A 10,488-nucleotide genomic window follows, 5' to 3' on the forward strand; every position below is an offset into this window, starting at 1 on the left:
GGGCAGTCCACCGGCGCGTCCGCCCGCGGATGCGCGCGCCGATGCCGGTTCGCCTCCACCGCCGCCGGGTCGCGCCATGCCCTGGCCCGAAGACAGCAATGACGACGGCCAGATCGCGCGCGACGAATTTCTCGCCCCCGCGCTCGCCATGTTCGCCGATCAGGACCGCAATGGCGACGGCGTGCTGACCGCCGAGGAACTGCCCCCGCCGCCGCATGGGGACGGTCCGCCGCCCGAGGGGCGCTAAGCGAATCGATCAGGGATCGGCCGCAGACTCTCTCCTCTGCGCGGCCGGTCCCGCCGGAGCGCGCCGTTTGGCCCGGCGCGCTCCGGCCCTTCGTCACAGCAGCATGTCGATCATGTGGATCGCCAGTCCGACCAGCCCGCCGACCAGCGTGCCGTTGATGCGGATATATTGCAGGTCGCGGCCCACCGCATGTTCCAGCCGGCTGGTGACCGTGCCCGCGTCCCAGCCGCGCACCGTGTCGCTGACCAGCCGGACGATCGCGTCGCCATAGCTGGCCGTCGCGCCCACCGCCGCGCGACGCACGAAGCGGTTGATGACCAGCCGCAACCGCGCTTCCTGCTGCAAGGTGCCGCCCAGCGCCCGCAGCGCCTCGCCCAGTCGCCCGGCCATCGCCCGGCCCGGATCGCGCACCGCGCGCAGCAATCCGGCGCGCGCCTGTTCCCACAGGCCGTCGATCCAGCGCTGCATCGCCGGATTGTCGAGTATCTCGTCGCGGACGCCCGCGACCTTCGCCTGCATCTCCAGATCATATTGCAGGTCGAACGCCAGCTTGGCCATGCCTTCCTCGGCCTTCAGGCGCAGCGGATGGCCGGGATCTTCCGCCATGTCGGTCAACAGCTTGCGCACGCCCGAAAGGATCGCATTGGCCAGATTTTCGTCAAGGCCGGTCCAGCGCAGCACCTTGCCCGCGCGGTCATGCACCATCTGGCGGATCAGATGCTCGTTCGCCTCCAGCGTCTTGTCGGCCCAATGGATGATCCCGTCCATCACCGGCCCATGGCGCCCGTCGCGCATCGCCGCCTCGATCGCCTGCCCGGCCAATGGGCCGATGTTGATCGCGCGCAGCCGCTGGCCGATCGCGCCCTTCACCATGCCGCCGAGCCGTTCCTGGTCCAGCGCTTCGAGCACGTCGGCGATCAGCCGCGACGCGCCTTCGCGCAGCCGCCCGTCGCCGCCCGACGGGCTGGCCAGGAACCGGCCGGCCGCCGCCGCCCCGTCCATATGCCGCATCCGCCGCGCGACCACGGCGGGGATCAGGAAATTGTCGCGCAGGAACAGCGCCAGCGTGTCGCCGATCCGGTCCTTGTTGCGCGGGATGATCGCGGTATGCGGAATGGGCAGGCCGAGCGGGTGGCGGAACAATGCCGTCACCGCGAACCAGTCGGCAAGGCCGCCGACCATCGCCGCTTCGGCAAAGGCCTGAACGAAGCCGATGGCGGGATGAAGATGGACGGTGGCGCGCGCCGTGATGAACAGCAGGGCCATCGCCACCAGCATCCCCGTCGCCACGATCCGCATCCGCCGGGCTGGATGAGGCGGGGGGGCAAGGGGCGACCGGGGCGCGGGCAGCAGCTTCATGGCGGGGAAACGGTTACGCGCCCGTTTCGTTCAGGCAAGCGCTTCTTTTACAGGATTCGGTCTCGGCCGGATCTGGCTTTGGCCGGAAAAAGGGGCGGCGCACCGGCGCCGCGCCCTCATTCGGCGGGCGCCTGCCCATGAACCGGCTTGCCATTGTCGCCCGGCTTGTAGGTCAGCAGACCCCGGCCCAGGCGCGGCCCGACCCAGCTTTCCAGCCCGATCGCCAGGCTGAACACCGCCGGCACGATCACCAGCGTCAGCAACGTGGACAGGATCAGCCCGCCGATCACGGTGATGCCCATCGGCGCGCGCCAGGCGGAATCGCCCGACAGCGACAGCGCGGTGGGCACCATGCCCGCCACCATCGCCACCGTCGTCATTACGATCGGCTGGGCGCGCTTGTGGCCGGCATCCACGATCGCCTCTTTCTTGGGCACGCCCTTTTCCATCTCCTCCAGCGCGAAGTCGATGACCAGGATCGAGTTTTTGGCGACGATGCCCAGCAGCATCAACAGGCCGATGAACACCGGCAGCGAGAGCGGCTGGCCGGCCAGGTGGAGCGCCAGCGCCCCGCCGAGCGGCGCCAGCAGCAGCGAGCCGAGATTGACGAACGGCGGCATGATCCGCTTGTAGAGCAGCACCAGCACCGCCAGCACCAGCATGATGCCCGACACGACGGCGATGGCGAAGTTCTGGAGCATTTCCGCCTGCCATTTGGCGTCGCCCGCGTTGATCTTCTGCACACCCTGAATGCGGCCTTCGTTGATCGCCTTCATCAGCGGCAGCGCGTTCAGCTTCTCCATCGCCTGGCTGGTGACCAGGCCGGGCGCCAGGTCCGCGCCTACGACGATGCGGCGGATCTGGTTGTAGCGGCGAATCTGGGTCGGCCCGGCGCCAAAGCTGATGTCGGCCACGACCTTGAGCGGCACCGATCCGCCCGACACGGTCGGCACAGGCATGTTCGCGATCGTGCCGATATCCTTGCGGCTTTCCTCGGCCAGCGACACCCGGATCGGGATCTGGCGGTCGGACAGCGAGAATTTGGCGACATTCTGGTCGATGTCGCCGATCGTCGCGATGCGGATCGACTGGCTCAATGCGGCGGTGGTCACGCCCATGCTGGCGGCCAGGTCAAGGCGCGGCTTGATGATGATTTCGGGCCGCTGCATGTCGCCCTGCACGCGCGGATCGCGCAGTTCCTTGATGCCGGCCATGTCGCGCACCAGCTGGTTCGCGGTCTTTTCCAGCAGTTCAGGATCGTCAGACCCGAACATCATGATGATGTCGCGACCGAAACCGCCGCCCGACTGCGACTGGAAATTGACGCGCGCGTCGGCGATGGTGCGGAATTTGGGCGCGACCTTGCGTTCCCATTCCACCGACGACAGCGGCCGGTCCTTCTTGAGCGTCAGGAAGATGTCGGCATTGGTCGGCTCGATGTCGGCAAAGGCGGCTTCGACCACGTCCGTGTCGGCGGCCAGCATGTCCGCGACCTCACGGGTGATGGCGGTCGTCTGCGCCAGCGTGCTTCCCGGCACCGTTTCGATCTTCACCTGGCTGAAATCGGTATTGATGGTCGGCTGGAAGGTCATCGGCAATGTCGCGAAGGCGGCGATGGTCGCGACGAACGCCAGGATGCCCGCGCCCAGCGTCCAGGACCGATGATCGATGAAGAAAGACACGAGTCCGTTGCGGAAGCCGCCCCGTGCGCGCCGCGCCTTCGCCTTGCGATCGTCCAGCGACCAGCGCAGCACCGCCATATAGACGTCCATCACCCGGCCCTCGCCATGGCTTTCCTCGCCATGGGCCTTCAGGAAATAGGCGGCGACCATCGGCGTGATGAGGCGCGCGACGGCCAGGCTCATGAGCACGGACACGACCACGGTCATGCCGAACTGGATGAAGAATTGCCCCGCCAGACCCGGCATCAGCGCCACCGGCAGGAACACCGCGACGATCGCCATGGTGGTGGCCAGCACGGCGAGGCCGATCTCGTCCGCCGCGTCGATCGACGCCTGATAGGCCGATTTGCCCATGCGCATATGGCGCACGATATTTTCGATCTCCACGATCGCGTCGTCGACCAGCACGCCCGCCACCAGGCTCAAGGCCAGCAGCGAAATGCCGTTGAGCGTGAAGCCCATCATGTCCATGAACCAGAAGGACGGGATCGCCGAAAGGGGAATGGCGAGCGCCGAAATCATCGTCGCGCGCCAGTCGCGCAGGAACAGGAAGACGATGACGACGGCCAGCACCGCGCCCTCGATCATCGCCGACATGGCGCTGTGATACTGGCCCTTGGTATAATCGACGCTGGTGTAGAGTTGCTTGAACTGGACCTTGGGATTTTCCTTGTTCAGCTTGTCCAGCACCTTCATCGCCTCGTCATAGACGGTGACGTCCGACGAACCCTTGGCCTTTTCCAGGCTGAAACTGGTCACCTGCCGGCCGTTCATCAACGACAGGCTGCGCTGTTCGGCATACATGTCGCGGACTTCGGCAAGGTCCGAAAGCTTCACCGTGCGCCCGCCCGTGATGGCGATCTGCGTGGCGCCCAGGTCACGGGCGCTGCGCGCATTGCCCAGCACGCGGATCGACTGTTCGGCGCCGGCGATTTCGGTGCGGCCGCCTGCCGCGTTCAGATTGACCTGGCTCAGCTGTCCGTTCACCTGCGCGGCGGTGACGCCATAGGCTTGCAGCTTGGCGGGGTCGAGGATGACGCGGATTTCGCGGCTGACGCCGCCGCCACGGTTGACCGCCGCCATGCCGCTGACGCTCAACAGCCGCTTGGCCACCGTATTGTCGACATACCAGGACAGTTCCTCCAGCGTCATGTCGGTGGCTTCGGCGCTGAAATAGGCGATCGGGCCGCCGTCCACGTCGATGCGCTGGACCTGCGGCTCCAAAATGCCGTCGGGCAGGTCGCTGCGGATCTGGTCGACCGCATTCTTGACGTCGTTGACCGCTCGGTCGACGGGCGTGCCGATCTCGAACTGGACATTGGTCAGCGATCGGCCTTCGGATGCGAAGGAGATGATTTCGTCAACGCCGCTGATCCCGCGCACGGCGGCTTCGACGCGCTGGGTGACCTGCGTTTCCAGTTCGGTCGGCGCCGCGCCCGGCTGGGCCACGGTGACGCTGACCATCGGGAAGCTGATGTCGGGATTATTGTTGACGTCCATCCGCATGAAACTGACGACGCCCGCCAGCACCAGCGCGGCAAACAGCACCAGCGGCGTCACCGGATTGCGGATCGACCATGCGGATATGTTGCGAAAATTCATGACGCGCTTCCTTCACCGGACGTCTTTGGGTCGCCCGCTTTTTTCCGTTGCTCCGGGGCGGCGGGGACCGCGTCCCCGCCGCCTCAGCGCTGCTTGGCCAGTTCAGGCTTCACCTTCTGCCCCGGCGTCAGGAAGGCGCCGGCCGACGTCACGATCTTTTCCGCGCCGGTGATGCCGCTGGTGATCGCGACGCCTGCGTCGGATACCTGGCCCACCGCCACGTCGCGTCGTTCGACCTGGTTCTTGCCGTTGATGATGTAGACGAAGCTGCCATTGGGATCGCTCTGCACCGCCGATTCGGGCAGCAGCGGCGCATTGCCCGAGCCGCTGGTGATCGTCGCCGATGCAAATCCGCCCGGGCGGATCGCCTTGTTATAGGGTATGGCGATCCGCGCAATGCCCTGGCGGGTCTGCGGATCGACCACCGGCGACACCTGCCATACGCGGCCGGCGACCTGCGTGTCGCTGCCGATCGGCGTTACCGTCGCGCTGTTGCCGGGGCGAAGCACCACCAGGTCGCCTTCGGACACCTGCGCCTGCATTTCCATCTCGCCGCCCTTGGCCATGCGGAACAGCACGCCGCTGCCGGCCTGGACGATCTGCCCCGGCTCGACCGTGCGGGTCAGCACCAGCCCCGCGGCGGGCGCGCGAATGTCCAGTCGTCCGGTGCGGGCGCGTTGTTCGGCCAGTTGCGCTTCGGCCACGCGCACGCGCGCTTCGGCCTGGTCGCGCGTCGCGGTGCGCTGGTCGATGTCGGCCGCGCTGATGAAGCCGCGGCCGACCAGCGCCTTGGCGCGGTCGAGCTGCGCCTGCGCCAGCTTGGCGTCGGCGCGCGCGACTTCGACCTGCGCGGCGAGCGAGCGGACCTGTTCGCTTTGCACCGACCGCTCGATCGTCGCCAGCGTCTGGCCCGCGCGCACCCAGTCGCCCGGCTGCACCAGCACCTGGCGGACCATGCCGCCTTCACCGACCACGCCGACCGGCATGTCGACCCGCGCCGCCAGCGAACCGGTGGCGCTCACCGTGCGCGCCACCATCGTCTGGCCCGGACTGACCACCGTCACGACCGGCGCCTGCGCGCCCGGCGCGGCGGTTGCGGCGGGATCGCCGCCGCGCATCGATATCGCCACCGCCGACGCCACGAGCACAATGGCCACGCCCGCGCCGATCAACAGCCATTTCTTGTTCCGGCGCGGACCATCATCATCGATGACCATGGCCGAGTCGCCCAGGACCTGGGTTTCGTAATTCATGCCGCTTCCATCTCTCCGGCGCTTCGCCCCTGTTAGCGACTGTGTTATATGAATATAGCACCTGCCTCAACCCCATTTATCATGCGGTGAGGGGACAGATCAAAGCGATAATGCGAGGCGATTGGCGACCGCCTGCTCCGGGGGGCCGGACGATCGGGTGATTGTACCGTTTCGGGACCGCATCGACTTGCCAAATGCCGCGCGCTGTGGCGCAATGTGCCGCAGGTCGCAAGGTTCAAAAAGATAAGATGGAGTGTCCGCAATGGATTTGCTGGGCTGGATCATGGTCGGCTTGCTGGCGGGTGCGCTGGCAAGGCTGGTGATGCCGGGGCGTGACCCGGGCGGTTGTGTCGTGACGATATTGCTGGGGATAGCGGGCGCCCTGCTCGCCGGCTTCGTCGGGCGGCTGGCGGGGGTCTATGCGCCGGGCGAGCGGGCCGGTTTCCTTGCCGCCGTGTTGGGCGCGGTGGCGGTGCTGGGACTTTATCGCTGGTTTGCCGCGCGGCGTTGAGTCGCATTAAAAAAGGCCACGCCCGGTTTGGGCGCGGCCTTTTGAAATGCCTTGGCGACGATGTTTAGCGCATCGACCCGCGACGCACCAGGTTGACGATCGCCAGCAGGATGATCGCGCCGACCAGCGACACGAGGAAGCTGTAGAGCGTCAGGCCGTCATTGATCGAACCGCCGCTGAAGATCAGACCGCCGACAAAGGCGCCGACGATGCCGACCACAATGTTGAGCAGGATGCCCTGCTGTGCATCGGTGCGCATGACCATGCTGGCGAGCCAGCCGATAATGCCGCCGACGATAAGCCACAAGATGATGCCCATGTTATTCTCCTTGACCACGCCCCCATCGGTTTGGGTTCCTGTTCAACGGAGAAAGGGGCATCGCGTTCCATCGCGCCCAAAATGATTCCGGGGCGGAAACCATCTTGGCTGGCCGCTATTCTTTGCCGGTTTCGCCCGCGCGGACGGCAAACGCCGCCCGATCGCTCCGGCGGCGCTTCCATCCCCGTCCGCCCGGTGGGGCGGATGGCGTTTCAGGTCTCTCTCAATATTTCTGCTGCCGCTCATAGAGCGACTTATAATATTGGATGCGGGTGACGCGCAGGCCGTGCATTCCCGAGCGATCGACCGCGCGCTGCCAGCCGGCAAATTCCTCCAGCGTCAGATTATAGCGGGCGCAGGCTTCGTCCACGCTCAGCAGTCCGCCATTGACGGCGGCGACCACTTCCGCCTTGCGCCGCACGACCCAACGGGTCGTGTCCCTGGGCGGCAGGCTGTCCAGGGTCAGGGGTTCCCCAAGAGGGCCAACGACCTGGGCTGGCCTGATTTTCTGGTTCTCGATCATTCTTACCTCAATTTGCGGCACTGGCCTTGCCGAACTCAGCCGTGAAACCCTTATTCCGATCAGCCCTGAACAACGGCTAAAGCGCGAAGGTAAACACTGGCTTCATTCTCCCTGCCCCCCAGCTAAACGACTTGCGATCAGCGGATTGAAGCTGCCCGCAAGTCGAACGGCGTCGATCGTGCCGTTGGAACGCGGCGCGAAAATATCGGCCAGTTCCTGGATCCAGTCGTCGCCTCCATCCTGCCCCCGCAGGATGCCCGCGACTGCCTGCGCGGTGGGACTGGCCGCCTGCGCCGCTGCCGTGGCGGCGCGCAGGAAGGGCCAGACCGGCACGCGTGGCCAGCCGGGGACTCTGGCGTTGGCGGGGGTCAGCCCGCCTGCCCGGAGGAAACTCAGGTCCATGAACATGCTTTTAGGCGCGAATGGATAACCGACCGTAAATCCGCCCAACGCTTCATCGCGTCTTGCGAGTCATTCGGCCGCCAAATCGTAAAAGTCCGGTCGAATTTTGTTAACTTTTGCGCCCCGGCCGGCTTCGCACTATATGCGCGCCCATGCAGCCCCAGTTTCAGCTTCCCCAATTCCAGCTTCCCGAGCCGCTCGACGAGCGGCGTATCGTCGTCGCCATGTCGGGCGGCGTGGACAGCAGTGTCGTCGCCGCGCTCGCCGCGAAAACCGGCGCGGAAGTGATCGGCGTCACGCTCCAGCTCTACGACCATGGCGCGGCGGTCGGCCGTACGGGAAGCTGCTGCGCGGGGCAGGATATTCGCGACGCGCGCGCGGTCGCCGACCGCATCGGCATCGCGCATTATGTCTTTGATTATGAAAGCCGGTTTCGCGACTCCGTGATCGCCGACTTTGCCGATGAATATATGGCCGGGCGCACGCCCATCCCCTGCGTGAAGTGCAATATGGGGGTGAAGTTCACCGACCTGTTCCAGATCGCGCGCGACCTGGGCGCCGATTGCCTGGCCACCGGCCATTATGTCCGCCGGGTTGAAGGCGCGCATGGCGCTGAACTGCACCGCGCCGCCGACCCGGCGCGCGACCAGAGCTATTTCCTCTTCGCCACGACTCAGGCGCAACTCGACTATCTGCGTTTCCCGCTGGGCGGCCTGCCCAAGCCGCAGGTGCGCGAGATCGCCGCCGAACTCGGCCTGTCGGTCGCGCTCAAGCCCGACAGCCAGGACATCTGTTTCGTGCCGGATGGCGATTATGCCAAGATCGTGCGCAAGCTGCGCCCCGACGCGGACGAGGGCGGCGATATCGTTCACATCGACGGCCGGGTGCTGGGCCGGCACAAGGGGATGATCCATTTCACCGTCGGCCAGCGCAAGGGGCTGGAGATTGGCGGCCAGCCCGACCCGCTCTATGTCGTGCGCCTCGACGCGGCGGGCAAGCGCGTGATCGTGGGTCCGAAGGCGGCGCTCGCCGTGTCGGGCGCGGTGTTGAGCGACATCAACTGGCTGGGCGGCGACTTCGCCGGGCCGCTGACCGCCAAGGTGCGGTCGATGGCCAAGCCCGTGCCCGCGCTGCTCGACGGCGACCGGCTGATCTTCGATGCGCCGGAATTTGGCGTCGCGCCGGGGCAGGCGGCGGTTCTCTATGCGGGCGAGCGCGTGCTCGGCGGCGGCTGGATCGCCGGCACCCAGGCGGCAATGGCGCAAGCAGCGTAACGGTCACTCACCCCGTCATCCCGGACTTGATCCGGGATCCCACTTTTCTTCAAGCGCAACAGAACAAGCGGGACCCCGGCTCAGGGCCGGGGTGACGGCAGGGCAGGCTTGTCAGTCCCACTATTTCGGCAAGCCTCTGGTGCACCAACTTTGACGGCATGGGTAATTTTGGTGAATATGAAGGTGCTGCGACCTGTTGGCCCTAATTGGGTTCGGTTTTCGTAGCCGCGACCGCTGACGCAGACATATTCACCGATTGAAACCGGATTTGCCATCATCAGGGATCGGTGTTTGTTGAGCCATCGTTGGTCGAGAATTTCGAACTCAAATGCGCGTTCCACATCGCCAATAGTGGCTATAAAATACGGGTATTCCCAATGAAGAGCCAATACCCCACTCACGCGCGTGACCCTATGGCCCTGCCCAACTTGCTCGATGTTTTCAGATGCCGGCCCACTCACGCTGATCATCAATGGAAGAAGCAAGGATGATAAGCAGTTCATGGCGGCACCGTGTCATGCCCGACGAGCCAAGTATATGCCTTCATCCTCCATCCCCAAATCCTTGCCCTCCCCCCCACGCCCGGCTAAGGCGCGCGCGTCATGACTCGCCCGCTCACCTTCGCCATCCCCAAGGGCCGCATCCTCGATGAAGCGCTGCCCCTGCTCGCCAAAGCCGGTATCGAGCCGGAGGCGGAATTTCATGACAAGAAGAGCCGGGCGCTGCGCTTCGCCACCAACCGGCCCGACGTGTCGATCATCCGGGTGCGCGCGTTCGACGTCGCCACCTTCGTCGCCCATGGCGCGGCGCAGATCGGCATCGTCGGCTCCGACGTGGTGGAAGAATTCGACTATTCCGAGCTTTACGCGCCGGTCGACCTCGACATCGGCCATTGCCGCCTGTCGGTCGCCGAGCCGGTCGATGCCGCCGATGAGGATCAGGCCGCGATGAGCCATGTCCGCGTCGCGACCAAATATCCGCATCTGACGCGCCGTTATTTCGAAGCGCGCGGGCTTCAGGCGGAATGCGTCAAATTGAACGGCGCGATGGAACTCGCCCCCTCGCTCGGCCTGTCGCGCCGGATCGTCGATCTCGTCTCCTCGGGCGCGACGCTCAAAGCCAATGGCCTCGTCGAAACCGACATCATCATGCGCATTTCGGCCCGTCTGATCGTCAACCGCGCCGCCTACAAGATGCGCTCGGCCGAATTGTCGCCGCTGATCGAAGCCTTCCGCGCCGCCGTGGGGGTCAAGGATGCCGCGTGATGCCTATTCAATCCTCCCCTCGCAGGGGAGGCGGCTGGCCGCAGGCCAGAC

Annotated in this window: 10 protein-coding genes and 1 pseudogene; 4 read left to right on the forward strand and 7 right to left on the reverse strand. The window is 65.8% G+C overall.

Going from position 1 to position 10,488, the window contains the following annotated elements; all coding sequences use genetic code 11:
• Window positions 1–247: pseudogene (locus C100_RS28430) on the forward strand (hypothetical protein); the annotation flags it as partial.
• Between the two features lie 93 nt (window positions 248–340).
• Here C100_RS28430 and C100_RS28435 read toward each other — a convergent pair.
• The 3 genes from C100_RS28435 to C100_RS28445 all read right to left on the reverse strand — a co-directional run bounded on the left by C100_RS28435 (window position 341) and on the right by C100_RS28445 (window position 6,143).
• Window positions 341–1,606 carry a DUF445 domain-containing protein gene (locus C100_RS28435; protein WP_031308678.1) on the reverse strand — a complete coding sequence of 422 codons (1,266 nt, stop codon included), beginning with the start codon at window positions 1,604–1,606 and terminating at the stop codon, window positions 341–343.
• Between the two features lie 116 nt (window positions 1,607–1,722).
• Complete coding sequence (locus tag C100_RS28440) at window positions 1,723–4,890, reverse strand: efflux RND transporter permease subunit (protein ID WP_024018423.1); 3,168 nt, start codon at window positions 4,888–4,890, stop codon at window positions 1,723–1,725.
• A gap of 83 nt (window positions 4,891–4,973) precedes the next feature.
• Window positions 4,974–6,143 (reverse strand): efflux RND transporter periplasmic adaptor subunit, encoded by a 1,170-nt coding sequence (locus tag C100_RS28445; protein WP_024018424.1) that lies wholly within the window; start codon window positions 6,141–6,143, stop codon window positions 4,974–4,976.
• A gap of 262 nt (window positions 6,144–6,405) precedes the next feature.
• Between C100_RS28445 and C100_RS28450 the strand changes: the two genes are divergently transcribed.
• Complete coding sequence (locus C100_RS28450; RefSeq protein ID WP_024018425.1) at window positions 6,406–6,654, forward strand: GlsB/YeaQ/YmgE family stress response membrane protein; 249 nt, start codon at window positions 6,406–6,408, stop codon at window positions 6,652–6,654.
• Window positions 6,655–6,718: 64 nt separating this feature from the next.
• Here C100_RS28450 and C100_RS28455 read toward each other — a convergent pair whose 3' ends face one another.
• From C100_RS28455 to C100_RS28465, 3 genes are all read right to left on the reverse strand, one after another.
• Window positions 6,719–6,973, reverse strand: a complete 255-nt coding sequence (locus C100_RS28455; RefSeq protein ID WP_031308679.1) for a GlsB/YeaQ/YmgE family stress response membrane protein — start codon at window positions 6,971–6,973, stop codon at window positions 6,719–6,721.
• 223 nt (window positions 6,974–7,196) lie between these two features.
• Window positions 7,197–7,496, reverse strand: coding sequence for a CtrA inhibitor SciP (sciP, locus tag C100_RS28460; protein ID WP_009820412.1), 300 nt, complete (start codon window positions 7,494–7,496; stop codon window positions 7,197–7,199).
• A gap of 102 nt (window positions 7,497–7,598) precedes the next feature.
• Window positions 7,599–7,898: a hypothetical protein gene (locus C100_RS28465; protein WP_031308680.1), complete on the reverse strand. Its 300-nt coding sequence runs from the start codon at window positions 7,896–7,898 to the stop codon at window positions 7,599–7,601.
• A 152-nt stretch (window positions 7,899–8,050) separates the two neighbouring features.
• Here C100_RS28465 and mnmA point away from each other — a divergent pair, with 152 nt between their 5' ends.
• Window positions 8,051–9,172, forward strand: coding sequence for a tRNA 2-thiouridine(34) synthase MnmA (gene mnmA / locus C100_RS28470; RefSeq protein WP_024018428.1), 1,122 nt, complete (start codon window positions 8,051–8,053; stop codon window positions 9,170–9,172).
• Between the two features lie 80 nt (window positions 9,173–9,252).
• On the opposite strand, the gene C100_RS48125 is transcribed toward mnmA, so the two are convergent.
• Window positions 9,253–9,573 (reverse strand): hypothetical protein, encoded by a 321-nt coding sequence (locus C100_RS48125; RefSeq protein WP_161633891.1) that lies wholly within the window; start codon window positions 9,571–9,573, stop codon window positions 9,253–9,255.
• Between the two features lie 201 nt (window positions 9,574–9,774).
• Between C100_RS48125 and hisG the strand changes: the two genes are divergently transcribed.
• On the forward strand, window positions 9,775–10,437 hold the full coding sequence (hisG, locus tag C100_RS28475; protein WP_024018429.1) for an ATP phosphoribosyltransferase: 663 nt from the start codon (window positions 9,775–9,777) through the stop codon (window positions 10,435–10,437).
• Window positions 10,438–10,488 lie beyond the last annotated feature (51 nt).

Source organism: Sphingobium sp. C100, assembly GCF_000508185.1.
In the GTDB taxonomy this organism is placed as follows: Bacteria; Pseudomonadota; Alphaproteobacteria; order Sphingomonadales; family Sphingomonadaceae; genus Sphingobium.